At 69.4% G+C, this 23,019-nt stretch carries 24 protein-coding genes; 8 read left to right on the top strand and 16 right to left on the bottom strand.

What is annotated here, in order from left to right; translation table 11 throughout:
• Positions 1-8: 8 nt before the first annotated feature.
• Entirely contained in the window at positions 9-1,343 is a 1,335-nt protein-coding gene (hisD, locus tag FBY40_RS06430) for a histidinol dehydrogenase (RefSeq protein WP_141937341.1), read from the bottom strand.
• A 103-nt stretch (positions 1,344-1,446) separates the two neighbouring features.
• On the opposite strand from hisD, the gene FBY40_RS06425 reads away from it, so the two are divergent.
• Complete coding sequence (locus FBY40_RS06425) at positions 1,447-2,352, top strand: LysR family transcriptional regulator (protein ID WP_200829939.1); 906 nt, start codon at positions 1,447-1,449, stop codon at positions 2,350-2,352.
• Here the strand turns inward: FBY40_RS06425 and FBY40_RS06420 are convergent, their stop codons facing one another.
• The 7 genes from FBY40_RS06420 to FBY40_RS06390 all read right to left on the bottom strand — a co-directional run bounded on the left by FBY40_RS06420 (position 2,353) and on the right by FBY40_RS06390 (position 10,103).
• Positions 2,353-3,363: an ABC transporter substrate-binding protein gene (locus FBY40_RS06420; RefSeq protein WP_141937337.1), complete on the bottom strand. Its 1,011-nt coding sequence runs from the start codon at positions 3,361-3,363 to the stop codon at positions 2,353-2,355.
• Between the two features lie 17 nt (positions 3,364-3,380).
• The gene (locus FBY40_RS06415) at positions 3,381-4,253 is read right to left on the bottom strand and encodes an ABC transporter permease (protein WP_141937336.1); all 873 of its coding nucleotides are present in this window, start codon (positions 4,251-4,253) and stop codon (positions 3,381-3,383) included.
• Positions 4,250-5,020, bottom strand: coding sequence for an ABC transporter ATP-binding protein (locus FBY40_RS06410; protein WP_200829938.1), 771 nt, complete (start codon positions 5,018-5,020; stop codon positions 4,250-4,252). The genes FBY40_RS06415 and FBY40_RS06410 overlap by 4 nt, the downstream gene beginning before the upstream one ends.
• A gap of 86 nt (positions 5,021-5,106) precedes the next feature.
• Positions 5,107-6,078, bottom strand: a complete 972-nt coding sequence (locus tag FBY40_RS06405) for a LysR family transcriptional regulator (RefSeq protein WP_141937334.1) — start codon at positions 6,076-6,078, stop codon at positions 5,107-5,109.
• A 45-nt stretch (positions 6,079-6,123) separates the two neighbouring features.
• The gene (locus tag FBY40_RS06400) at positions 6,124-8,139 is read right to left on the bottom strand and encodes an iron ABC transporter permease (RefSeq protein WP_141937332.1); all 2,016 of its coding nucleotides are present in this window, start codon (positions 8,137-8,139) and stop codon (positions 6,124-6,126) included.
• On the bottom strand, positions 8,136-9,173 hold the full coding sequence (locus FBY40_RS06395) for an iron-siderophore ABC transporter substrate-binding protein (RefSeq protein WP_141937330.1): 1,038 nt from the start codon (positions 9,171-9,173) through the stop codon (positions 8,136-8,138). The genes FBY40_RS06400 and FBY40_RS06395 overlap by 4 nt, the downstream gene beginning before the upstream one ends.
• A 78-nt stretch (positions 9,174-9,251) precedes the next feature.
• Positions 9,252-10,103, bottom strand: a complete 852-nt coding sequence (locus tag FBY40_RS06390; RefSeq protein ID WP_141940053.1) for an ABC transporter ATP-binding protein — start codon at positions 10,101-10,103, stop codon at positions 9,252-9,254.
• A gap of 173 nt (positions 10,104-10,276) precedes the next feature.
• On the opposite strand from FBY40_RS06390, the gene FBY40_RS06385 reads away from it, so the two are divergent.
• Both FBY40_RS06385 and FBY40_RS06380 read left to right on the top strand, forming a co-directional pair.
• On the top strand, positions 10,277-10,885 hold the full coding sequence (locus FBY40_RS06385; protein ID WP_141937328.1) for a hypothetical protein: 609 nt from the start codon (positions 10,277-10,279) through the stop codon (positions 10,883-10,885).
• Positions 10,885-11,082 carry a DUF6186 family protein gene (locus FBY40_RS06380; RefSeq protein ID WP_141937320.1) on the top strand — a complete coding sequence of 66 codons (198 nt, stop codon included), beginning with the start codon at positions 10,885-10,887 and terminating at the stop codon, positions 11,080-11,082. Before FBY40_RS06385 ends, FBY40_RS06380 begins: the two co-directional genes overlap by 1 nt.
• 5 nt (positions 11,083-11,087) lie before the next feature.
• On the opposite strand, the gene FBY40_RS06375 is transcribed toward FBY40_RS06380, so the two are convergent.
• Entirely contained in the window at positions 11,088-12,158 is a 1,071-nt protein-coding gene (locus FBY40_RS06375; RefSeq protein ID WP_141937318.1) for a spore photoproduct lyase family protein, read from the bottom strand.
• A gap of 138 nt (positions 12,159-12,296) precedes the next feature.
• Between FBY40_RS06375 and FBY40_RS06370 the strand changes: the two genes are divergently transcribed.
• On the top strand, positions 12,297-13,667 hold the full coding sequence (locus FBY40_RS06370) for an HNH endonuclease signature motif containing protein (protein ID WP_141937316.1): 1,371 nt from the start codon (positions 12,297-12,299) through the stop codon (positions 13,665-13,667).
• Between the two features lie 72 nt (positions 13,668-13,739).
• On the opposite strand, the gene FBY40_RS06365 is transcribed toward FBY40_RS06370, so the two are convergent.
• Positions 13,740-14,195: a VOC family protein gene (locus FBY40_RS06365; protein ID WP_141937314.1), complete on the bottom strand. Its 456-nt coding sequence runs from the start codon at positions 14,193-14,195 to the stop codon at positions 13,740-13,742.
• Between the two features lie 101 nt (positions 14,196-14,296).
• Between FBY40_RS06365 and FBY40_RS06360 the strand changes: the two genes are divergently transcribed.
• A complete protein-coding gene (locus FBY40_RS06360) occupies positions 14,297-15,292 on the top strand; it encodes a helix-turn-helix transcriptional regulator (RefSeq protein ID WP_141937312.1) in 996 nt (331 codons plus the stop codon).
• On the opposite strand, the gene FBY40_RS06355 is transcribed toward FBY40_RS06360, so the two are convergent.
• Positions 15,262-15,642, bottom strand: coding sequence for a VOC family protein (locus FBY40_RS06355; RefSeq protein WP_141937310.1), 381 nt, complete (start codon positions 15,640-15,642; stop codon positions 15,262-15,264). The two genes, FBY40_RS06360 and FBY40_RS06355, sit on opposite strands and share 31 nt — an antisense overlap.
• Before the next feature lie 38 nt (positions 15,643-15,680).
• On the opposite strand from FBY40_RS06355, the gene FBY40_RS06350 reads away from it, so the two are divergent.
• Positions 15,681-16,205 carry an AAA family ATPase gene (locus FBY40_RS06350; RefSeq protein ID WP_141937307.1) on the top strand — a complete coding sequence of 175 codons (525 nt, stop codon included), beginning with the start codon at positions 15,681-15,683 and terminating at the stop codon, positions 16,203-16,205.
• A 27-nt stretch (positions 16,206-16,232) separates the two neighbouring features.
• Positions 16,233-17,396: a GTPase family protein gene (locus FBY40_RS06345; RefSeq protein ID WP_141937305.1), complete on the top strand. Its 1,164-nt coding sequence runs from the start codon at positions 16,233-16,235 to the stop codon at positions 17,394-17,396.
• Here FBY40_RS06345 and FBY40_RS06340 read toward each other — a convergent pair.
• Positions 17,393-18,016: a hypothetical protein gene (locus FBY40_RS06340; protein WP_141937304.1), complete on the bottom strand. Its 624-nt coding sequence runs from the start codon at positions 18,014-18,016 to the stop codon at positions 17,393-17,395. The genes FBY40_RS06345 and FBY40_RS06340 overlap by 4 nt on opposite strands.
• A 65-nt stretch (positions 18,017-18,081) precedes the next feature.
• Between FBY40_RS06340 and FBY40_RS06335 the strand changes: the two genes are divergently transcribed.
• Positions 18,082-18,954 (top strand): CHAD domain-containing protein, encoded by an 873-nt coding sequence (locus tag FBY40_RS06335; protein WP_160141366.1) that lies wholly within the window; start codon positions 18,082-18,084, stop codon positions 18,952-18,954.
• 2 nt (positions 18,955-18,956) lie between these two features.
• Here the strand turns inward: FBY40_RS06335 and FBY40_RS06330 are convergent, their stop codons facing one another.
• From FBY40_RS06330 to FBY40_RS06315, 4 genes are read right to left on the bottom strand one after another with little or no spacing between them, the layout of a single operon-like run.
• A complete protein-coding gene (locus FBY40_RS06330) occupies positions 18,957-19,838 on the bottom strand; it encodes an LLM class flavin-dependent oxidoreductase (protein ID WP_141937300.1) in 882 nt (293 codons plus the stop codon).
• 30 nt (positions 19,839-19,868) lie between these two features.
• Positions 19,869-20,558, bottom strand: coding sequence for a glycosyltransferase (locus FBY40_RS06325; RefSeq protein WP_141937298.1), 690 nt, complete (start codon positions 20,556-20,558; stop codon positions 19,869-19,871).
• On the bottom strand, positions 20,555-21,937 hold the full coding sequence (locus FBY40_RS06320) for a bifunctional PIG-L family deacetylase/class I SAM-dependent methyltransferase (protein ID WP_235014631.1): 1,383 nt from the start codon (positions 21,935-21,937) through the stop codon (positions 20,555-20,557). Before FBY40_RS06320 ends, FBY40_RS06325 begins: the two co-directional genes overlap by 4 nt.
• Complete coding sequence (locus tag FBY40_RS06315; RefSeq protein WP_235014629.1) at positions 21,934-22,965, bottom strand: acyl-CoA dehydrogenase; 1,032 nt, start codon at positions 22,963-22,965, stop codon at positions 21,934-21,936. Before FBY40_RS06315 ends, FBY40_RS06320 begins: the two co-directional genes overlap by 4 nt.
• Positions 22,966-23,019 lie beyond the last annotated feature (54 nt).

The following is a 23,019-nucleotide window of genomic DNA, read 5'->3' as shown; positions in this document are numbered from 1 at the left end:
CTCCTCACTCAGGCCGTGTGGGCGGGCTGTCGGTAGGTCGCGAGGCGCATGGTCGCGGTGGCGCTGTGCGCAGCCATACCCTCCGAGTCGGAGATGACCTGTACGGCGTGCGCCAGGCTCGGCGTCGCCTCGCGGGATATGCGCTGGAACGTCAGCGGCTTGAGGAACCGAGACACCGAGAGCCCGGCGCTGTGCTTCGCGCCGCCCGCGGTGGGCAGGACGTGGTTGGTGCCCGCCATCCCCTTGTCGGAGTACGCGACCGTGCTCCACTCGCCGAGGAAGATCGAGCCGTAGTTGCGCAGATTGTCGTGGTACCAGTCGTCATCGGCGGTGATCACCTCGAGGTGCTCGGGCGCGAGGTCGTCCATCAGCGCGACGGCGGTCTCGCGGTCGGCTGCGACGGTGATCGAACCGTAGTCGCGCCACGCCGGGCCTGCGATCGACGCGGTCGCCAGGGTCTTGAGCTGTCGCTCGACGGCATCGCGAACGGCGAGACCATGAGAATCGGACGTCGTGACGAGGGCAGCCGGGGAGTTCGGCCCGTGCTCGGCCTGCCCGAGCAGGTCTGCGGCGACGATCTCGGGATCAGCCGTCTCGTCGGAGATGACCGCGACCTCGGAGGGACCGGCGAGCAGGTCGATCGCCGCCGTGCCGAACAGCTGACGCTTGGCTTCGGCGACATAGGCATTGCCGGCTCCGACGAGCATGTCGACCGGGAAGTCCTCGAGCAGGCCGAAGGCCATGGCCGCGAGCGCCTGCACGCCTCCGAGGAGGAAGACACGGTCGACTCCCGAGACGTGGGCGGCGTAGACCACCGCATCGTTCGCGCGACCGTCGGGCTGCGGCGGCGTGCACGCGATGACCGAGGGGACGCCGGCCGCCTTGGCGACGCCGACCGTCATGAAGGCCGAGGCGGTGAGGGGGAAGCGCCCCGCCGGCAGGTAGGCGCCGACGCGCGACACCGGCAGATAGCGGACGCCTGTTACGAGACCGGGCTCGAGCTCGGTGGAGAAGTCGACGAGCTTCGCACGCTGCGTCTCCGCGAAAGCCCGGGTGCGGGATGCCCCGAGTTCGATGGCCTCGCGTAGTTCGGGGTCGAGCCGGTCACCGCTCCGCGCGATCTCATCGCTCGTCAGTTCGATGTCGCCATCCTCGTAGCCGTCGAGCTGACGGGCGTAGTCGCGCACGGCGTCGAGTCCGCCTCGCTCGATGTTCTGCAGCATCTCGGTCACCGTGCGGATGACATCGGGGTCGCGTTGTGCCGCCGGTGCGTCGATCCCGGGGGTCTTGAGATGGACGAACGAACCGTTCAGCTGGTCGAGCAGTCGGGGGGAAAAGCGCATGCGAGCCACCCTAAAGAGCGCGCCGTACCCCCACAAGCCCAGTGCATATTGTGGATTCCACAGGGTTACCCTATGGATGACAGACTGCAAGAGGGGGCGACCGGTGACATTGACGCAGCTGAAGGCATTCCTCGCCGCTCTCGAGCGCGGAAGCTTCACCGCAGCAGCGGTGGAACTGGATTCGACGCAGGCGTCGGTCTCGGAGCTGGTCGCGCGGCTGGAGCGGGAACTCGGCCTGAAGCTCTTCACCCGGGGACCGCGCCGCCTCGTACCGACCTCCGCTGCGCTGGAGCTCCGGGAGCACGCGGTGCAGGCAGTGACCGCCATCACGAACGGAGTCGATGCGATCCACGCGCTGGTCTCGCTCGAAGGCGGAACATGCACGTTCGGCGTTCTGCGCAACGCCGCCTACTACGACCTCTCCGATCTCGTGCAGCGGTTTCACACGCGGCATCCGCACGTCAAGGTCCGACTGGTCGGCCTCAACTCGTCGCTCGTCGCCGAGTCGGTGGCGGGCGGTGAGATCGAAGCGGGTCTCGTCGTGCTCCCCGTCGCCGACGAGGGCCTCGAGGTGAAGCCGCTCTTCCGCGATGAGGTGGTCTATGTCTCCGCGCAGCGGCATCCTGGTCAGGGCCCGGTCTCCATCGAGGAAGTGGCTCGCGCGAAGCTCGTGCTCTACGATGCCTACGCGGGGTGGAACGACCCCACCCGGCGCCAGCTCCTCGAGCGCGCGCGCCTCCGCGGGCTCACGATCGAGCCCGCCATCGAAGTGGAGCATGTCGAAACGGCGCTGAATCTCGTCGCCACGGGAGCCGCCGACACCATGGTCTGCCGCACGATCGCCGAGGGCGCGACCTTCCCCGAGGGTGTGTGCGTCACGCCGTTCGCCGAGCCGATGTACGACACGGTCGCGCTGGTGTGGCGGGAGGGAACCTACCTCTCCCCCGCCACACGGCGCCTGGCCGAACTGGCCGAGACGACCATGCTGGCGAAGGTCGCCCCTACGTGATTAGTCGATCGCGCCGTTCGCCGACTCGATGAACTGATCGTCGAGCAGTCGGTCCAGGTCGATCTCCTCATCGAGCTCCCCGGCGGCGACCAGCCGATCTTGTGCCATCTGCCACACCTCGGGGTCGAGGGTGCCGTACTGCCCGCCCTCACGGGGCGTCCAGACCTCGAGCCCGAATTCGAAGAGAGCACGAGCGACATCCTCGTTCTCCCATTCCTCCGGTACGCGCTCGCGGAGGATGGACTCCAGCTCGTCGGGGTTCTCCAGACCGTACGCGGTGGCGCGGGTCATCGCCCGAAGGAACCGTTCGATGACGTCTTCCTCGGCATCGGTTGAGATAACGTACGCGCCGGACGGCGTAGTGGCGATGGCCTCCGGCGTGATCTGCCGCAGCTCGTAGCCGACAGCCTGGACCGCGGCGAAGTCGAGGACGGATCCGGCGAAGGCATCGAACTGTCCACCGTCGAGCTCGTTCGCGATCACCTGGCCGCCGCCACCCACCGTGACGAGGCTCACATCGTCGAGAGACATCCCTTCAGCCTCGAGCGCGGCGGCCACGAGGGATCGTTCCTCGTCGGAGGCGATGCCGATGGTGGCACCCTCGAGGTCGACGACGCTGGTCGCCGAGCTGTCGGCAGGAACGACGATCCCCTCTGGCGACAAGCTGGCGGCGTCATACACGACCGTCAACTCCGGGTCGGTCTGCAGGGCGAAGAAGATCTCACCCGCCGACGCGGCGCCGATATCGACGGATCCGCTTGAGACGAGCGCGGCGGTCGACAGGTCCTCGCTCGTGGGCGCGAGCTCCACCTCGACGCCCTCGTCGGCGAAATAGCCGAGCTCATCGGCGACGATATAGGGGAAGTACGCCATCGACTCCGGGGTTGGCTGCGCCCAGCGCACCGTAGCCGTCCCGTTCTCGCCACCCCCGCCCATGCTGCATCCGACCACGGCCAGGGCCAGGGAACCGGCCGCGACGGTGGCGAACGACCTCTTCAGTGCTGTGGACATGTTCTCTTCCTTTGCGTTCACGTCTCGACGCCCGCGGCGGTGCGGGTTGACGGCGACGGGGTGGGTTCGGAACGGGTGCTCTGCCGACGCTCTCGCGCCAGGAGCCGACTGTCGGATCGCCAGTAGACGACGTAGCGCTCTACAAGCACCATCGCGCCGTAGAGGAGCAAGCCGAGCGCTGTGAGAAGGATGACGACGGCGAACGCCGCCGAAACGGCGAGCTGATAGCTGTAGCGGGTGACGAGGACTCCGAGCCCGCGTTCCGCAGAAACGAACTCGCCGACGACCGCGCCGATCAGGGCCAGGGTCATCGCGGTCTTCAGCCCCGCGAAGATGGTCGGCAGTGCCCGAGGGAGGCGCAGCCGTACGAGTGTCTGCATCTTCCCGGCGCGCAGCGACTGGAAGAGCTCCTCCTCGGTCCGATCCGTCGACATCATGCCGGCGGCGGTGTTCACGAAGACCGGGAAGAAGCAGATGAGCGCGGCTATGGCGATCTTCGACGAGTAGCCGAACCCCAGCCACGCGATGATCAGCGGGGCCACGGCGATGAGGGGCGTGACCTGAAGGGCGATCACGTACGGGTAGACCGCGCGGCGCGCGAGGTCGGACATCGAGGCGAGAACGGCGAGAACGAATGCCGCGACCGATCCGATGAGGAATCCCGCCACCGTCTCGAAGGTCGTGGCGGCTACGTGCTCCCACACCCGGCCCGAAAGCAGGAGATCGGAGAGGGAGAAGAAGACTTCGGAGGGGCGCGGTAGGACGAAGGCACTGACCAGTCCGACACTCGCCACGAACTCGAGGGCGACGACGAGGACGACGAAGAGGCCGGCGGCGGGCCAGATCGCGCGGGCCGACACTACCGCGCCCTTTCGCGCAGAACCGCTCACGCTGCGCTCCGATCGGTGTCGAAGGTGTCACGCACGTCGTTGACCGCATCGAGATATGCCGCACTCCGCAGCACGCTGCGGTCTCGGTCGGGTCCGAGGTCGACGCCGACCACGCGGCCGATCCTCCCGGGATGGGGAGTCATCGTGATCACGCGATCACCCATGAGCACGGCTTCAGTGATGCTGTGCGTGACAAGGAGGATCGTCGCGCCGGTGTCTCTCTGGATGCGGAGAAGCTCGAAGTTGAGCTTCTCCCGCGTGAACTCGTCGACCGCTCCGAACGGCTCGTCCAGAAGGAGGATGCGCGCGCCCGTCATCAGCAGCCGCGCAAGCGCGACGCGCTGTTGCATCCCACCCGACAGGTGATCGGGGTGGCGAGCCTCGCTTCCCGCCAGTCCCACCGTTGCCAGGAGCGATTCGGCCTCGCGACGGTCGGACGCTGTCGGGCGCCGATGGAGCGTGACGGGGAGAAGGACGTTCTCGACGGCGCTCAGCCACGGCAGAAGGGTGGGCCGCTGGAACATGAATCCGACGTCGGACCGTGGCTCGATGACCTCCCGCCCGTCGACACGGACCTGCCCGTCGGACGCGATGATCAGTCCGGCGATGAGGCGCAGGAGAGTCGACTTCCCGCACCCGCTGGGGCCGACGATCGTAGCGAACTCGCCTTGGAGGAAGTCCACCGTGATGGAGGACAGGGCGACGTTATCGCCGAACCGTTGCGTGACATCCGAGAAACTGATGACCGCGGGTTGTTGCTCAAGCACGTCGTCCCCTTACCGCGTCTTTGCGTTGTGTTCATGCTAGGTACGCCGTACGGAACATAGATAGAACCGAATATCTATCCGAAGTATTACTCCTGGCTATAGATGCCGCGGCTCACGAGGTCCGCGAGCGTGGTGCGCAGCCACCGATGCTCGGGATCCCTCTCGTGGATCGGATGCCACCAGAGCGCCTGAACGATGGGGACCGGTTCGAAGGGGAGATCGAGGATGCGGAGGCGCCAGGCTTCGGCCATCCGCTCGGCGAGGCGGCGTTGCATCACGGCCAAGAAGGGCCCTGCATCGATGAACGGCGCCGCCTCGGCGAAGTTCTGCACCGTGACGACCGGACGGGGCGTGACGCCGAGGAGACTGAGCTGTCGCATGACGGGGACATACATGCTGCGTTCACTGAAAGTCGTGACCCAGGGCCGCGCGGCGAGATCGTGCATCGTCAGTGCCTCGGGCGCATCGGCGCGGTGAGCCGACACGACGCCGACCCATTCGTCGGAGAAGAGCTCGATGTGCGGTAGGCCGTCGACGATGCCGCGGGGCACGATCACGCCGTCAATGGTCCGCAACCGTTCGTCCAGCGTTGAGAGATCGAGGGGCTTAGACGTCTCGATAGTGAGAGTGGCACTGGGGGCATCCGCATGGATTCGTGCCGCGAGCGGCGGGAGGGCGATGGCTGTGCCGTAGTCGGAGCTCGCGAAACGGAAGTTTCGCGTGATGTCTTCATCGCGCACCGTTCCGGGCTTGTGACCGAAGACCTGGGTCACCGCTACGATCGCGTGCTGCGCCGCCTCGACAAGACCAGAGGCGAGCGGGGTGAGCACCATCTCGCGCCCTTGCCGCACGAGGAGCCGGTCATCGAAGTGCGTCCGCAGTCTCGCCAGCGCCGCGCTGGCCGTGGGTTGGCTGACACCGAGAGCGCGCGCGGCCGCCGTGACGTTCCGTTCGCGCAGAAGCGCGTCAAGACTCACCAGCAGGTTCAGGTTCAGGTTCTGCAGAGTCAGGTCGACGGACGTTGGCGGCCGGTCTACCGCCCTCTCCTCATCTGCCATGGGCCCATCCTCGGGCACAGTGGCCGCAATGGCGTCATCTGGCGATCACGCGTCCCGCGAGCGCCAGAGCAGCCAGACGAAGTAGGGCGCCCCGATCAGCGCGACGACGAGCCCTGCGGGTAGCTGCGCCGGCGCGATGACGGTGCGACCCAGGGTGTCGGCGACGGCGACCAGGACGGCGCCGAGCAGCACGGCGACCGGAATCGATCGGCCGTGCTTCGCGCCGACGAGCGCCCGCGCGGCATGCGGGGCGACAAGCCCCACGAACCCGATCACGCCCACCGCGACCACCCCGAGCGCCGCGAGGACCGCCGCCGTCACGAGCAGCGCCAGACGCGTGCGCTCGAGGCGGATGCCGACGAGCTTCGGGGTGTCCTCGTCCATCGCGAGGATGTCGAGGTCGCGACGCCTCACGACCGCGAAGGGCAGCGCGATGGCGAGTACGATCGCGAGCGGGATCACCTGCTCCCAGATGCGCCCATAGGTGGTGCCCGACAGCCAGGTGTAGATGCGCGGGGTGTCCCACGGGTTCGCGCGCAGCAGCACGAAGGTCGTCAGTGCCACCGCGCCGTACGAGACGCCGATGCCGATGAGGATGAACCGGTCGGCGCTCAGCCCTCCGCGCCACGCCAGGGCGTAGACCAGCGCGAACGCCAGCAGTCCCCCGATGACGGCGGCCACCAGCATCCCGAGATTGCTCGCCGTCGCACTCGTGACGACCAGCACGGCGCCCAGGCCCGCGCCCCCGGTGATGCCGAGAAGGCCCGGCTCGGCGAGCGGATTGCGGCTGACCGCCTGCGTGATGCTGCCCGACAGTCCGAGCGCGGCGCCCGCGACGACGGCGGCGACAACGCGCGGAGCGCGCTCATCCAACGCGAACGCCACGAGCGGCGGGGCGGAGTCGGTGAGCCACAGCACGATGTCGCCGGTGAGAAGGCGCGTGCTGCCGAGCAGCAACCCGGCGAGAACCGTCGCGCCCAGCACGAGCGCCGACACGGCGACGACCACGACGAAGCGTCGCTGGGTGCGCACGCCGATGCGCATGGTCGGGGGCCGGCGCGTCGGACCCGAGTCTCGGAGGCGCCGCGCCATCAGCACGAGCACGATCGCCCCGAACACCGTCGTCGCCACGCCCGTCGGTACGGCGATCGCGCCCTCGGCGCCGATGAGTGCGCGCAGCAGCGCATCGGCGAGGATGACGACGATCGCGCCGATCAGTCCCGAGAGCGGGATCAGCAGCAGATGCCGCCCGAGCGCGGGCACGACCCGCACGAGCAGGCGCGCAAGCACGGGGGCGCAGAGGCCGACGAATCCGATCGGGCCGGCGAGGGTGACGGCGGTCGCGGTGAGGAGGACCGAGAGGAGGATGCCGGCGACCCGCGTCGAACGGATCGGCACCCCGAGCGACGAGGCGGTGTCGTCGCCGAGGGCGAGCACGTCGAGGCGGCGCGACAGCACGAGGGCGAGGATCACCGCGACGACGACCACGGGCGCGGCGCGCAGGAACGCCTCCAACCCGAGCTGCGAGAGGCTGCCGCTCCCCCACGCGAGCAGACCCTTCGTCTCCTCGGAGAACAGGACGAGCAGCGCCGATGTGCCGGCCTGGAAGGCCAGCGCGAGCGCCGAGCCGGCGAGCACGAGACGCGTGGTCGAGGTGCCCGCTCCCCCGGCGAGGCCCAGGACGATCACGGCGGCAGCCAGCCCGCCGAGGAACGCGACGACCCCCGACGCCCAGATCGGCACGACGATGCCGAACGCCGCGACGGCGGTGACGGCGAGGTACGACCCGGCGGTGACCCCGAGGGTGTCCGGTGAGGCGAGGGCGTTGCGCGAGAGCGACTGCATGAGCAGCCCGGCGACACCCAGGGCGACGCCGACGGCGACCCCGGCCGCGAGGCGCGGGATGCGCGATCCCCACAGCACATCGGCGTCGGCGAAGACCGCGCCGCTGGTCCCCTGCGTGAGGTGCCAGCCCGCCGAGAGAACGAGCACCGCGAAAAGCGCGGCGAGCACGCCGAGCGCTACCCCTGTCGAGGAGCGCTCGGCGATGCGCGTGCTCACTGGGTGATGGCGGCGACGTACGCGTCGATGATCTGCTCGGCCGAGCGGGGTCCGCCGAAGGTCCAGATGCCGGCGGGGAACGCGGTGACGCGTCCCTCGGCGACGGCCGGGATCGACGCCCACGCCGGGTTCGACTCGGCGGCGTCGATGAAGCTCTCGTAGTCGGGGTCTTCGGTGCCGGTGTAGAAGAAGTTCGCGTCGCCGACCGTCGTCATGCCCTCGATGTCGGTCTGGCCGAGGCCGTAGGCGGGGTCGACCTCGCCGGTCCAGGCGTTGGTGAGGCCGAGCTCCTCGCCCAGCTCGCCGACCAGCGAGCCCTGCCCGAAGGGGCGGATCGACACGTTGCCGCCGTCGACGTAGCCGTCGAAGTAGACGAAGTCCGAGACCTCGGGCGTGGCACCCTCGACCTCGGCCTTGGCGTCGGCGAGGTGCTGCTCGAACTCCCCGGTGACGACCTCGGCGCGCTCCTCGCGGCCGGTCGCCTCGGCGATGAGGCCGAAGGTGTCGATCATCTGCGCGATCGGGTCCTCGGCGTTCGCGCCGACGGTGGCGAGCACCGGGACGCCGTACTCCTCGAGCTGCGCGATGATCGTGTCATCCCGGGTGTAGGCCTCGACGATGACGAGATCGGGCTCGGTGGCGAAGAGCGCGTCGAGGTTCGGCTCCTGGCGGGTGCCGACGCTCTCGACGGTCTCGGGCAGCTCTTCGGCGGAGTTCCAGGTGCGGTACCCGTCGGCGTCGGCCACGGCGACCGGGGTGAGGCAGAGGCTCAGCACGTCTTCGATCTGCTGCCACTCCAGCACCGCGACCCGCTCGGCCGGCTGATCGAGGGCGACGGTGCGACCGAAGGCATCGGTCAGCTCGACAGGGCCGGTGGAGGTCGCCGTGGTGTCATCGGCGCAGCCCTCGCTCATCGAGGTCGCGGGTGCGGCGCTGCCCTCGGCCGCCGGTGTGGTCTGCGTGGTGCCGCAGCCGGTGAGAGCGAGGGCGAGGGCGGCCGCTCCGGCGAGCAGCACAAGGGGCTTCTTGGTCATGACGAACTCCATCGATGAGGGGGTGCGGTGAGAGAGAAGAACGGATGCCGGGGCGCGACGCTTTCGCCGCGACCGGCGTCAGGCGGAAACGGCGTGCAGATGGGCGCGACTGCGGGCCTTGGCCCGTGCGTGGTGGCGTCCACGCGGCATCACCCGGACGCGCCCCGTTGCGGCATCCAGTTCTGTATCGATGGCGAACTCGTAGACCTCGGTGAGGTTCGCAGCCGTCAGCACCTCGGCGGGTGAGCCCGTCGCGTGCACGCGTCCGCGGCTCATGAGCACGACTTCGTCGGCGATGAGCGCGGCATGGTCGAGGTCGTGGAGGACGACGCCGACGGCGGTGCCGTGATCGGCGAGGTCGCAGATGAGGTCGAGGGTCTCGACCTGGTAGCGCAGGTCGAGGTGGTTGGTGGGCTCATCGAGGAGAAGGATGCCGGTGCCCTGCGCGAGCGCGGTGGCCAGCCACACGCGCTGCAGCTCACCGCCGGAGAGCTCGTCGACAGGGCGGTGCTCCATTGCCAGGAGTCCGGTGAGGCGAAGCGCGTGGTCGATGGCGGCGCGGTCGGCGTCGCTGAGTCCGGCGAAACGGCTGCGGTGCGGATGACGCCCGTGGGCGACGATGTCGCGCACCTCGAGTCCCGAGGGGTGGGGGCGCGACTGCGAGAGCATGGCGACGGCCTTGGCGAACTCCTTGGCCGAGAGCGATGCCGCGTCGCGCGAGCCGTCGGGGCCGTCGAGATGGACGGCGCCGCCGTCGACGCGGTGGAGGCGTGCGAGCGCGCGGAGGGCGGTGGACTTTCCGCTGCCGTTCGGACCGATGAGCGCGGTGACGACGCCGGGGCGGAGGTGGAGCGACACGTCGTGCACCACGCGGGTGCGACCGTAGCCGAGGGCCAGCGCGTCGCCGCGCAGCTCGCTCACCGGGCTCATCTTCTCCGTTTCGGTCCTCACGTTAGGTGAGCCTAACCTAGGGTCGCGGACGGTTCAAACGGATTTCTCTCGATGGTGAGACAAGGCCGCAGGACCAACGCCCCTTCCCTTCCACGGCTAATCCGACACGGTGGGATCGCCGACCGGCAGCGCTCGAGCGAAGAGGAGCCGTCATGACCAGCAGGGCTTCCTCCGCCGCCAGCCGCGCCGTTTCACCTTCGGCGAGGCTGTGGTGCGCAGCCCTCGTGCTCGCGTCGGTTTTCCAGCTCTTGCGCGCCGCCTACCTCGACGCCGGCATCTTCGCGGCCGCCGCGATCGGGCTGGTCGCGGCCGAAGGCACCGGCTTCGGGAGCGCGGAGAGCAGTGACTCGACGGCGACACGGGAGCGGTCGAGGGTACGCGTCATCCTTTTGTGCAGCCTCGTCGCCTGCGGCGTCGTGCTCGCGCTGCCGCTGGCCATGCTCGTGCACATGGTGGCGCTGGCACTGCTCGCCGCCATCGCGGTGTACGCGATCGCGACCGAGGTGGTGCGGCGGCCTCTCCGGGATGCGCCGCTGCGCAGAACGGAGATCGGCTGGGCGGGCCTTCTCGTTCTTCTCTGCCTGTGGGAGGTCACCGCGTTCTTCCTGGCCGCATCCGGCCCGGCGGCGGCGACCGAGCATCCGACCATCTCGGCGCTCGTCACTCCCGTCGTCGAATCCGATGTCGGACGGGTGGCCTTCACGGCCGTCTGGTTGCTTGCCGGCGGTGCGTTGCTGCTGCGCCGATCGGAGACGGACTGATGCGCCAGGTGACGATCGCGGGGTACCTGCTTGTCGCGTGCGGAGCGGTGGCGATGACCGCACTCCCCCGGGTGCGTCCGGATGGGTTCGCGCCGGCGACATCCGTCCTCGACGACACGCTCGCATCGATGCCCGCCCGCATCACCCTCATCACCTTCTGGTGGTGGCTCGGGTGGCACTTTCTGATCGGGTCGTGACGGGCTCAGAACGCGTAGCGCACGCGGCAGTACGGGAGCTTCTCGGCGATGAGCGTCTCGAGCTGGGCCACCGCCGCGCTCTTCAGGCCGTAGCGGTACCGCACATTCACGGCGCCGTTCTGCGAGAGCTTGGTCTCCTGGTTCTGAGGGGTCCAGAGCAACTCTTCGGCCATCGGGTGCCATCCGAGATTCACCTCGTGAAGCTGCTCGTTGTGGGTGAGGAGGATCACCTCGCAGGCGAGCTGGGCCTTCGCGCGGGGGTGCAGGGTGTCATCGAGTTCGTCGAAGAGAGCAGCCCACTCCTCCACCCAGCCGGGCGTGAGGATGACGGGCGAGAAGTTCACATGCACCTCGAAACCGGCGTCGACGAAGTCGTTGATCGCGGCGATGCGCTCGCTCATCGGGGACGTGCGGATATCGGTGACCTTCGCGACCGCGTGCGGCATCAGTGAGAAGCGCACGCGGACCCGCCCGGCGGGATCCCACTCGAGCAGGTCGCGGTTGACGAACTTCGTGGCGAAGGACGCCTTCGCCGTCGGTGTCATCCGGAACAGCTCGCAGAGGTCGCGGACGTTTGCGCTGAGCATCGCGTCGACCGAGCAGTCGCTGTTCTCGCCGATGTCGTACACCCAGGCGTCGGGGTCGCACTGATTGGGCGTGGCCTTTTCGCCCTGCTTGGCGATGTGACGCGCGAGGTGACGGGCGATCTGGTCGATGTTGGCGAAGACGGTGACGGGGTTGCTGTAGCCCTTGCGGCGAGGCACGTAGCAGTAAGCGCAGGCCATCGCGCATCCGTTCGCCGTGGACGGTGCGATGAAGTCGGCCGACCGGCCGTTCGGGCGGGTGACGACGCTCTTCTTCACGCCGAGGACGAGCGCCTCGGTCTTGATGCGTACCCAGCGGGCGACGTTGGCCTCATCGCCGTACACCTCGGGGATCTGCCAGTGCGACGCGATCGGGACGATCTCGGCGTCAGGCCAACGCGAGACGATGTCCTGGCCACGCGGCAGTTCGAGTGCAGCGTCCTCAGCGTAGATGCGGCTGATCTGCAGAAGGGGCGCGGCGGTCTTCGGCATCGTTCCTGTCTACTCGGGGGGTCGGACACCGGGGCGTGGTGGGTAGCGCGGGGTCGTTTCGGATGGATCAGATTTGGGTTCAATACCTGGTTGAGAGTTTCGGGTTTGAATGTCGGAGGGTGGTGGGATGCTTCATACATGCGTTCGAACCCGCGGCTCATTCTCCTCAGTGAAGAGGACCGGTCCGAGCTGACCGGGATCCTCGCGGAGGCCGAGGAAGCGCAGCAGGTCCTCGCTGCGGCCGAGGCGGCGCAGACCCGTGTGCTCGCGAAAGCGGGCGCGTTCGCCGCACGGCTTGCCGAGGGGTCGACGGCGGTGGTGCGGGACCGGGATATGGCGTTGCGGGGTGTGGCGGCGGAGATCGCGGCGGCGGTGCGACTGTCGGACCGGTCGGTGCAACGCCAGATCGATAGTGCTTTCGCGTTGGTGAACGACTACCCCGCGACGGTGCACTGCCTGGAGAAGGGGCTGATCACTCGCGCGCACGTCGCGGTGGTCGAAGACATCGGGCGGCGGTTGCCCCTCGAGCTCAAGGGTGAGTTCGATCAGCTTGCGGCGGAGATCTGTCTGGATGAGACCCCGGGTCGTGCCCGGGCGGATCTGGAGATCATCGCCGAACGGATGAACCCGCGGACACTGACCGAACGGCACGCGGGCGCGTTTCGTGAGCGGAAGATCGTCCGCTACCCGATCGGGGACGGGATGTCGGAGCTGCGGGCGGTGCACTCCACGGTGCTGATCGAGGGGATCTTCCAGCGCGTCACGGAGCAGGCGAACCAGGTCATCGCCGCCCGGGAACCGGGATCCGGTGACACCCGGTCTCTGGATGAGGTCCGTGCCGATCTGTTCGCCGACATGCTCCTCACCGCCGTGCCCGCGATCGAGCCCACCGGCGACCAGCCCGGCGGGCTCGGCGCGATCAGAGCGAAGGTGCAGGTCGTCATCCCCGTCATGGCCCTCATGGGGCAGAGCGATGTCCCGTGTGATCTCGCCGGGGTCGGACCCATCGACGCCGACACCGCCCGGCTGCTCGCGGGAAACAGTGACGGGACGTGGGAGCGGCTCCTCACCCACCCCATCACCGGGTTGACGATGGCGGTAGACCAGTACCGGCCGACTGCAGCGATGGACCGGTTCTTGAAGGGCCGGGACAAGCACTGCCGGTGGCCGGGATGCCGGATGCCCGCCCGAAAATGCGAGGTCGACCACAACCACGACGCCGCCCTGCGCGGGAAGACCGAGATCTGCAACCTCTGCTGCCTCTGCCAACGGCACCACAGCATGAAACAGTTCACCGCCTGGAAAGTCCGACAACTCCCCGGCGGAGTCATCGAATGGACCTCCCCGACCGGGCGGGTGTACGTCGACAACCCACCCGGCCACGGGGTGCACTTCTCCCCGGAAGAGGACGTCCCCGACGACCTCTGGGTGAAATGGACCACCTTCACCGGAGAGTTTCGGATCACCGACCAACCCGCCGACAACCCCCACGAACCGGCACCCTTCTGATGGGCGCGAGCGCTCGGCGGGTGGAGCGACGACTCATCCCAGCGGCCCGACCCCGGGGGTACGGGGGACCACTCAGGCCGTGGTGACGTTCAGGCTCCAGGTGACGCCGAAGCGGTCGGTGAGCATGCCGAATCCGGCGCTCCATGCCGATGCGGCCAGCGGTTCGACGATCGCGGCTCCGGCGGACAGCTTCTCCCAGAACCCCTGCAGGTCATCGAAGCTGTCGGAGCCGATGGACACGAACATCGCCTGATCGGTGAGGGTGGTGTTGTCCTCGCGGCGGGTGGAGCCTCCGCCGGCGATCGAACCCCCGGTGCGACCTGGGATGTCGTAGGCCATGAGCCGGAAGCCGTTCTCGGCGGCGACGAGACCGAAGACGACCTTGTCCGCGCCGGGCAGAGCAGCCGGCATCCCGAAATCGGCATAGCTGTTGATGGCGAGGTGACCGCCGAAGACGGACTGGTAGAACTCCAGCGCCTCGCGCGCGTCGCCGCAGAAGTTCAGGTGGGTAGTGTTCTGAATGGACATGACTGCTCCTCAGGGACGGTTGCCTGGCCTCGCGCCGGCGACATCCAGCCTTGCAACCAAGTAGGTCAGTTATCGGCCTAGATGCAAACTAATCTCGACTCATGCCATCGACGACGACGACCGCTCGGCTGCTTCGCCTCCTGTCGTTGCTGCAGACCGGTCGCGAATGGCCCGGCTCCGTCCTCGCCGAGCGACTCGCGATCGCGCCCCGCACCGTCCGCCGCGACGTCGATCGCCTTCGGGAGATGGGCTACAACATCCAAGCGACGATGGGGCCGATCGGGGGCTACCGCCTGGATGCCGGCAGCGAACTCCCACCCCTCCTGTTCGACGACGATCAGGTCGTCGCGCTCGCGATCGCCCTCCAGGCGACGACGGGCACCGGCGCCGGGATCAACGAAGCGGCGCTTCGGGCCCTCACCACCCTCCGGCAGGTGATGCCCTCTCGGCTGCGCCATCGGCTGAACGCGCTCGACTTCACCGCGATCCCCCGACGACCCGGAGACGCGACACTGGTCGCGGTGTCGCCGGAGGTCCTCATCGCGCTGTCGTCCGCTGTCCGCGCCCGGCACGTGATCCGATTCGACTACGGCGATCACCTCCGCCGGGTCGAACCGCACCATGTCGTGTCGGCCGAGAGCCGCTGGTACCTCGTGGGATGGGACCTCGAGCATGGGGACTGGCGCACCTTCCGCGCCGACCGCATCGCACTCCGCACCCCCACGGGTCCTCGCTTCACCCCGCGTGACCTTCCCGCGCCCGACGTCGCGGCCTTCGTGACCGGCCGGTTCAAGGGTTCCGAGCAGGGCGACCAATGGCCGTGTGTCGGGAAAGTCATCCTCCACCGACCCGCCCGAGATGTTCTCGCTTTCGCGGGCGACGGCATCGTGGAAGACCTCGGCCCTGACCGGTGCAGCATCGAAGTCGGCTCCTGGTCGTGGATCGCCCTCGCCGCAGCTCTCAGTCGATTCGACACTGACATCGAGGTGCTCTTCCCGGCGGAGCTCACCCGGGCCTTCGGAACGCTCGCCGCCCGGAACGCGGCGACGGCGACGCGTTCGAACCGTCAGACGCCGGGCTCCCACGCCGGCGCATAGCTCGGCTGATAGAGCATCAGTGCCCCGATCCCCGGCACCGGGATGTCGAGCCCGCGGCCGTACTCGCGCTCCCAGATCGTCGACGGGTCGAACGATGCCCCACGCTCGCGCAGCTGCGCCAGCGTGTCGTCGAGGTCATCGCAGATCAGTGAGATCTCATGACGCTGGTCATACGGCTTCTCCTGCCCCGGCCAGGTACGCGGATGAACACCTCCCTCGCTCGGCCCCGAGGCGAAGATGAGCCAGCCGGGCGAGGTCTCGATGAAGTCCCACCCGATCACGTCGCGGAAGAACGCACGCGTCGCAGGCGGGTCATCGCTGTAGACGATGGTGTGGATGCCGGTGATCATGCGACCGACCGTAGTCCGGCCCATGACGAGAATGAAGGGTGCTCGTCGTCATCTCCGGACTCCCCGGCACCGGCAAGTCGGCCGTCGCCGACCAGGTCGCCCGCACGCTCGGCGCGGTTCACCTCTCCATCGATCCGGTCGAAGACGCTCTTCTCGGCGCAGGCTTAGAACCGGGGTGGATGACGGGAGTCGCTGCCTACGAAGCGGTGCGGGCCGCTGCGGAACAGAACCTGAGGCTCGGTCGCGCCGTCGTCGTCGACGCCGTCAACGACAGCGAACCGGCCCGCGACACCTGGCGCCGCGCCGGCGCGGCGGCGGGAACCCCCCTGCGCTTCTTCGTGCTCGACCTCGCCGACACCGCCGAGCACCAGCGTCGACTCGACGGCCGCACGCGTGGGCTCGTGCACGTCGGGGAACCGTCGTGGCGCGACATCCGCTCTCGGGCCGAGGCATTCGAGGCGTGGCAGGGGCCGCACGAGCGGATCGATGCGTCAGCGCCGGTCGCTGCGGTCGCGGCATCCGTCCTTCATCGCTTGGAATCAGCCGAGCCGCACACTCGCTGATGACCGTTCGCGCGTAGGGTTTCGATCATGGCCGCCGACCCTCCCACGAAGAAGCCGCAGATCGACCAGCGGCCGTTCCTCGAGGCGACCTCCGAGGCGAAGTCGCGGTATGGCCGGTTCAACCTCGCCGTCATCGGCAACACCGGCGTCGGCAAGTCGTCGCTGGTCAACGCGGTCTTCCAGCGCGACTGGGCCGCGGTCGGCAAGGGGCTCCCCGTCACGAAGGGCGTGCGGTACTACCATGACGACTCCCTCGGCATCTGGGACATCGAGGGCTTCGAGATCGGCTCCGCGGTCCCGCCGCGTGAACAGCTCCGCGACCACCTGAAGACCATCGAGCAGCACCCGCGCAACGAGCAGATCGCCGTGGTCTGGTACTGCGTGAAGGCTGATGACGACAGGCTCACGCGTGCGGACATCGACATGATCCAGGAGCTGGATGCCCGGGGGCTGCCGGTCATCCTGGTACTGACGAAGGTCGACTGGGAACGCAACGCGCTCAAGGGAAGCCGGCGACCGACGAAGGGCACCCGCGAGTTCATCGAATGGCTCGAGAACCCGGTCGACGAGAGCGGACGGCCGATCACGATCCCCTTCGCCCGGGTCATGCCCACCTCCACGCGCGAGAAAGACGGAAAGGGCACGGGCCACGGGCTCGGTGATCTCGTCGCGGAGACCCTCGCGCTGTCGCCCGCAGACGCGAAGGATGCGTTTCGCATCGCCCAGCGACTCAACCTCCCGTGGAAGCGCGAGATGGCCCGACCCATCATCACCGGCGCCGCAGGGCTCGCCGCCGGCGTCGCGGCGACGCCGATTCCCGTCGGTGACGCGCTTGCCCTGGCGCCGATCCAGCTCGGGATGATGGGGCGCATCGCCGCCATTTACGACCTCGAGCTGAAGACGATGATGTCCGCCGGCGCGCTCGCTCAGCTCGGCGTGCAGATCTCCGGTCAAGCGCTCGCGCGAAGCTTCCTGAAACTCATCCCCGGCGCCGGCAATGCCGTGAACGCGAGCGTCGCTGCCGCGCTCACGGTCGCGATGGGCGAGGGATGGATGCGCCTGTGCGAACAGGTCCACACCGGCAAGCTCGACCTCGCCAAGGTCGGGGACGCCTGGGGCGAATACGTTCCCGGAGCGCTCGATGTCGTGCGCAAAATGGCCGAGCAGCGGGTCGGGAAGAAGAAGCTCTAGCGAACGGCGGCGTCGGCGGGTCGCATCCGGATCCCCGACGACTTCAGCTCCAGCGCCGCGAGCTGCGCGAGGACGGCGGGGTCGCCGCGACGCCACGCTCCCGAGGCGTCGGCGTGCACCGCCGCCAGACTCGTGAGCTTCTGGTTCGCCAACGCGCGCAGAGCGAGCAGGTCCACGCCCGCGCCGCTGCGAAGCACGACCCTCGCCCGCCGCGCACGCCGGATGAAGCGGATGCGAGGCAGCAGCCAGATGGCCAGCACGATCATCGTCGGAATCAGGGCGATCCCCAAGCCCAGCGTCAGCGCCAGCTGCTGCACGAGCACCTGCTGACTCTCGCCCGCCTGCTCGAGCGCCGTCCCCGCCGAACTCGCACCGTCGAACGGCGCACGGACGGTTCCGCCGATGAGCGGGATCCCGGCGAGCTGATCGCCGATGTCGGTCATCGACTCCTGGAACCCGCTCCCTGCCCGCTGCATGTCGACGCCGAACGAGGCGAGGGCCGCGACGGCGGAGTAGACGGCGATGCCGAACCAGATCCAGAGGATGATCGCGGCGAGCGCGAGCGTATCGGCGATGATCTGGCGCGTTCGCTGCGGCGCGAAGTCAGAATAGAGTTTCACGGCCCCACCCTGGCATGCGCTCAGGAAGACGCGGGGCGGTGCGGTGTCGATCGAGGGAGATGCGCATGCCGTCAGCCGGAGAGGTGCTCACCCTCAGTGCACGCGCGCACACCGCGGCCATCCTCCACAACGACCCTCGTGCCCGGCTCGACGAACCCGGCGGGGTGCATCAGATGCGCGTCGCGACGCGCCGCCTGCGAAGCCTGCTGCAGACCTTCGCACCGATGTTCCGAGCCGATGAGGTCGCGCCCCTTCGCACCGAACTGAAATGGCTCGCCGGCGAGCTCGGTGTCGCGCGTGACGCCGAGGTGATGCAGGCGGAGATCGCCACGGCGATCCGTGACGAGGACGCGCCGGCGGACGCCGGTGCCGGCATCGAAGCGAAGATGGATGACGCCCATCGGGCGGCGCACGCGCGGCTGTGCGGCGCGCTGGACTCCGACCGCTACCACCGGCTCGTCCTCGATCTGGATCGCTTCGTCGACGATCCTCCGCTGAGCGCCCAGGCCGGTAAACGCGCTCGACGCGTGCTGCCCCGACGGGCCGACAAGGCCTTCGCCCGCGTGCGGTCCGCCGTCGCGCACGCCCGCGCGGCGGACACACCGCAGGAACGCGACCGTGCGCTCCACGACGCGAGGAAGGCGGCGAAGCGCGCCCGATACGCCGGGGAAGCGTCGGCGGATTCCTTCGGAGAACCCGCGGCTCTCTTCGCGTCGCGGATGGAGGACGTGCAGGAGCAGCTCGGTGAGTATCAAGACAGCGTGGTCATGCGCGCGCGACTGCGCGAGTTGGCGGCCGCCGAGACGTCGCCGACGACCGCATTCCTCTACGGCCGCCTCGATGCCCGCGAAGAGCGGCGGGGGGAGCTCGCTCTCGAACGCTTCGACGGGGCGTGGGAGGCGGCGACGGAGAAGTCGGTGACGGCCTGGACGCACTGACCTCAGGAGAAGCGTGACGCGGCCTCGACGAGCACGTCCTCACTGCCGGCGTAGACGCCGTCGGGCCGCGGCCAGTGCGTGATCACATCGGTGAACCCGAGGGAGGCGGCGCGGCCGGCGGCGTCTTCGAATTTCTGCACGCTCTCGAGGAAGTACGTGCTCTCGGAGTCGAGCGACAGGTACCGATCGAGCGTCTGCGGGTCGCGTCCCTGAGTGGCGAGGGCGTCGTCGAGACGTGCGCCCAGGGCGGCGATCGCCCGCCACCACTCCTCCTCGGACTTGCCCTCGGGCCCCGTCGTCACCCACGCGTCACCGCGCTCGGCCACCAACGCCAACCCCTTCGGTCCGTTCGCGGCGAGGATGAGGGGCACGCGCGGATGCTGCGCGGGCTCCCCCACCATCCGTGCGTCGTGGGCGGTGTACCAGTCGCCGTCGAAGCTCATCCTCCCACCCGACCCGGGCGTTTCGAAGCGGAGCAGCTCATCGAGCGCGGCGACGAACTCGACGTAGCGTTCGTGGCGCTGACGGGGCGTGTACTCGGGCTGGCCGAGGACGAAGGCGTCGAACCCGGTGCCGCCCGATCCGACGCCCAGCAGCATCCGTCCGCCCGAGATCTCGTCGACGGTCGCCACCTCTTTGGCGAAGGGCACCGGATGCCGGAAGTTCGGCGACGCCACGAAGGTGCCGAGCCTGATCGTCGTGGTCGCAAGAGCCGCGGCCGTCAGCGTCGGGATGGTCGCATGCCAGGGCTGGTCGGCGAGCGAACGCCACGAGAGGTGGTCGTAGGTCCAGGCGTGGTCGAAACCGAGGTGTTCGGCGGCCTCCCACTTGCGGCGGGCCTCGGCCCAGGGCTCCTGCGGGAGGATGACGATGCCGTGGCGCATGAGCCTGAGTGTAGGAGGCAGAGTGCAGGGTCAGGCGAACTGCGCCGCAGTGGCGCGGACGAAGGCGGCGTAGCCGCCGGGCGTGCGCCCCTCGACGCGGCCCGACGTGGTCACCTCGGCGACATCGCTCGCCGTGACGATCGCGCCGAGCGCACGCGCCGCCTCGACGAGTCGGACGTCTTCGTGCTCGGGCACCTCGGTGAACCCGCCCGCGGCGCGGTACACACTCCCCCGCACCCCGAGGTTGGCGCCGTGGGTGTTCCCGGCCGGTCGGCCGCGATGGTGGGTCGCTCGCCAGTACGCGACGTGCGCGGGTGCGAGGTCGGCGAAGTCGGGCCGCACGGTGCCGAGCACGACGTCGGAACCGGCGCGCATCAGCGCGAGCTGGTGGGTGAGCCAGTTCACGGGCACCGCCGAATCGGCGTCGGTGTTCGCGATCCATACGTCGGCGAGGTCGACCGGTTCGAGCCGGCGGAGCGCCTCGGCCACTCCCGCTCGGCGCGCGGCACCCACCCGTGCGGCCCTGACCGCGACGGTCGTCACCTCGTACTCGGCGGCGATGGCGGACGACCGGTCAGTGCAGTCATCCAGCACCAGGACGACCTCCACACGCACCCCCACCACCTCGGCGGCGGCGACCGCGACGGCGAGCGACGCCAGGCAGCCCGCCAGCAGCTCCTCCTCGTCGTGGACGGGAACGACCACCGCGACGGCGGTCACAGCATGCCCGTCTCGCGGGCGACCGACGGCGCCGGCGGACGCGCGAAAACCTCGAGCAGGAAGTCGTCCTCCTCATGCCGCACCACCACCGCGAGATCCTGCTGGGTGCGAAGCGCGATGTGCACTCCGTCGCCGCTCACGGGGTTGGTGTCGACCGGATGCCGCCAATGGCACGCGACGAGGTGCCCGTCGGGGCGGAGCGAGGCGATCGCCTGTGCGATGGCACGTTCGAGGTCGGGGGCGTCCCAGAAGTAGCCGACCTCCGACATCACGATCAGGTCGAACGTTCCCTCGGGCCACTCCGCCGGGAGCGTCGCTCGCATGAGCTCGACGTTCTCGCGCTCACCCAGCCGATCGCGCGCGGTCTCGAGCGCCGCCTCGGCGAAGTCGACGCCGACGAGCTCGTCGCACCGGTCGCCGAGCTGCGCGGTCAAGACCCCGGTCGCACTCCCGAGCTCGACCGCCCGTGCGTACCGCGGCCGGGGCAGCGACGCGAGAAGCACGGCGCGCTTGCGCTCCTCATACCAGCGGGTCTCGAATCCCCACGGGTCGCGGCGGCGGGCATAGAGATCGGCGAAGTGCTCCTGCGGCGTCGACCCGTGCCACGACTCATCGGGTGCGGGATCGTCATCGATGCGGATGAGGGTCTCGAAGCCGCGGGTGAAGTGTCGCAGCATCCGTCCGCTCACGATCGCCTCGTCGCCGGGCGCGGCGGACAGCGCCGCCGTCTGGCTGCGATGGGCGCCGAGCGCCTCGGCTTTCGCTCGGTGGGCTTCAGCCCCCAGGGGCACCAGTTCGATGTGGCCCCAGGGCGGGTCATCCGCGGTTCCCCAGTGCCAGAGCCAGATCGGGTACGCCCGGTACCGGACGCCCAGGTGGCGGGCGACGGCGTGCGCGGCTTCGCCGGCGATCCGGTGGTCGCGATGGGCGTCGCCGGTCCACGGTGAGACGACGAGCGTGCGGGAGCGCGGTGAGCCGACCGTCCGCACGAGCGCCTCGATCTCGCCGGTGAGACGCGTCTGCACAGCATCGAGGCCGCCGTCGGTGTGACCGAGGAAGGCCACGGATGCTGCGGGGCAGACCTTGTCCAGCGCTTCGCGCACCTCACCGCGGCGCACCGAACGCAGGTCGTCCGGCGTGTGGGTGGGTGAGACGGGGTGGGAGTTCTCGCCGTCGGTCGCGACGACGACGATCACGCGACCGCCGCCCGCGGCGACGATGTGCATGAGCCCGGCGACCCCGAGCGTCTCGTCATCGGGGTGCGCCGCGACGACGACGAGGGCGTCGACGTCGAGGTCGGCATTCGGCAGCCGACGCGCGTCGAACGCGGCCTGCCACCGCTCCTCATCGGTGCCGGCATCGAGGTGGCTGAAGGTCACCACGGCTGCTCCGATGCCGCGAGGTCGCGCCCGATCCGCGCCACGTCGCGGGCGCCGTGGTGCTGGCGGAGGTAGAGGTGCAGATCGGCCACACGCCGCGCATGCGCCTCGTCGGCGACGAGCGGCAGCGGGCCGAGCGCGAGATCGGCGGTCTCGAGCGCGGTCGTGGCCGCGCGGGCAGTGACGGTGCGGGCCCGGTTCGCCAGCAGCCCCGCATCGCCGCGCGGACCGGCCGAGAAGACGTCGGCGGTCTCGGCGAGCACCGCGCGTGCCGCCCACAGCGCCGCATCGGCGTCGCCCAGATGCTGATGGGCGATCTGGTCGGCGCGCTCGGTGCTCGCCGCGGCACGGAGCGCCGGCAGCAGCCCCATCGCCCCACCCCACCACGCTGCCGCGACCCCCACGCCGCCGTGCGCGAAGCCCGGGCGGCGCAGGTACCAGCCGTCGTCGCCGACCGGTTCGGCCGGGGTACCCGAGAAATCGACCGGGGCACTGACGACCTGCGACAGGCCGCGGGCATGCCACGGACCTGCGTGCGCAGTCACGGTGTCGTGACGAAGAGGCACGGCGAAGAGCCGCCGACGCTCGTCGTCGACCCAGGCGGTCACGAGGGCGTGCGAGAGCGAGCCGGCGAGCGAGCACCACGGTTTGGTTCCGCGGAGCGTCCAGCCCGTGGCATCCCGTTCGGCCGTCAGCCGCGTGCCGGCACCTTCAGCGGCGAAGACGCCCCAGGTCGCGGCGGCGTCCGGCTCGACGCCCGCCTCGTCGAAGATGGCGAGTGCGTCGAGGTGCGGTTCGAGGACGCGCGCGGCGCCGACATCGAGGAACGCGGCGCCGGCGAGGAGCTGCCAGCGGTCGGTGAGCGAAGCGTCGCGGGGCAACGTCCGTCCGACCTCGACCGCCCACGCGAGGGTCACGGGCACGTCGACACCGAACCCGTCGATCACCGCCGCAGCGGCGAGCGCCTCCTCGACCCACTCCGCCGGCTCGACGAACAGCGACAGGCGCGGCGGCTGTGATGACGTCATCTGGTGCGATCCTCCGAGACCAGTGTGACGGGGCGACCGTTCTCGCGGCCTCGG

Source organism: Microbacterium sp. SLBN-154, assembly GCF_006715565.1.
GTDB lineage: Bacteria > Actinomycetota > Actinomycetes > Actinomycetales > Microbacteriaceae > Microbacterium.
This window is presented reverse-complemented; position numbering and strand designations above follow the sequence as displayed.

Excerpts from the sequence above, each read along its gene's own strand:
- hisD (WP_141937341.1), bottom strand. The coding sequence starts at position 1,343 with ATGCGCTTTTCCCCCCGACTGCTCGACCAGCTGAACGGTTCGTTCGTC.
- FBY40_RS06420 (WP_141937337.1), bottom strand. The coding sequence starts at position 3,363 with ATGTCCACAGCACTGAAGAGGTCGTTCGCCACCGTCGCGGCCGGTTCC.
- FBY40_RS06405 (WP_141937334.1), bottom strand. The coding sequence starts at position 6,078 with ATGGCAGATGAGGAGAGGGCGGTAGACCGGCCGCCAACGTCCGTCGAC.
- FBY40_RS06395 (WP_141937330.1), bottom strand. The coding sequence starts at position 9,173 with ATGACCAAGAAGCCCCTTGTGCTGCTCGCCGGAGCGGCCGCCCTCGCC.
- FBY40_RS06390 (WP_141940053.1), bottom strand. The coding sequence starts at position 10,103 with ATGAGCCCGGTGAGCGAGCTGCGCGGCGACGCGCTGGCCCTCGGCTAC.
- FBY40_RS06385 (WP_141937328.1), top strand. The coding sequence starts at position 10,277 with ATGACCAGCAGGGCTTCCTCCGCCGCCAGCCGCGCCGTTTCACCTTCG.
- FBY40_RS06380 (WP_141937320.1), top strand. The coding sequence starts at position 10,885 with ATGCGCCAGGTGACGATCGCGGGGTACCTGCTTGTCGCGTGCGGAGCG.
- FBY40_RS06375 (WP_141937318.1), bottom strand. The coding sequence starts at position 12,158 with ATGCCGAAGACCGCCGCGCCCCTTCTGCAGATCAGCCGCATCTACGCT.
- FBY40_RS06370 (WP_141937316.1), top strand. The coding sequence starts at position 12,297 with ATGCGTTCGAACCCGCGGCTCATTCTCCTCAGTGAAGAGGACCGGTCC.
- FBY40_RS06365 (WP_141937314.1), bottom strand. The coding sequence starts at position 14,195 with ATGTCCATTCAGAACACTACCCACCTGAACTTCTGCGGCGACGCGCGC.
- FBY40_RS06360 (WP_141937312.1), top strand. The coding sequence starts at position 14,297 with ATGCCATCGACGACGACGACCGCTCGGCTGCTTCGCCTCCTGTCGTTG.
- FBY40_RS06355 (WP_141937310.1), bottom strand. The coding sequence starts at position 15,642 with ATGATCACCGGCATCCACACCATCGTCTACAGCGATGACCCGCCTGCG.
- FBY40_RS06345 (WP_141937305.1), top strand. The coding sequence starts at position 16,233 with ATGGCCGCCGACCCTCCCACGAAGAAGCCGCAGATCGACCAGCGGCCG.
- FBY40_RS06335 (WP_160141366.1), top strand. The coding sequence starts at position 18,082 with ATGCCGTCAGCCGGAGAGGTGCTCACCCTCAGTGCACGCGCGCACACC.
- FBY40_RS06330 (WP_141937300.1), bottom strand. The coding sequence starts at position 19,838 with ATGCGCCACGGCATCGTCATCCTCCCGCAGGAGCCCTGGGCCGAGGCC.
- FBY40_RS06315 (WP_235014629.1), bottom strand. The coding sequence starts at position 22,965 with ATGACGTCATCACAGCCGCCGCGCCTGTCGCTGTTCGTCGAGCCGGCG.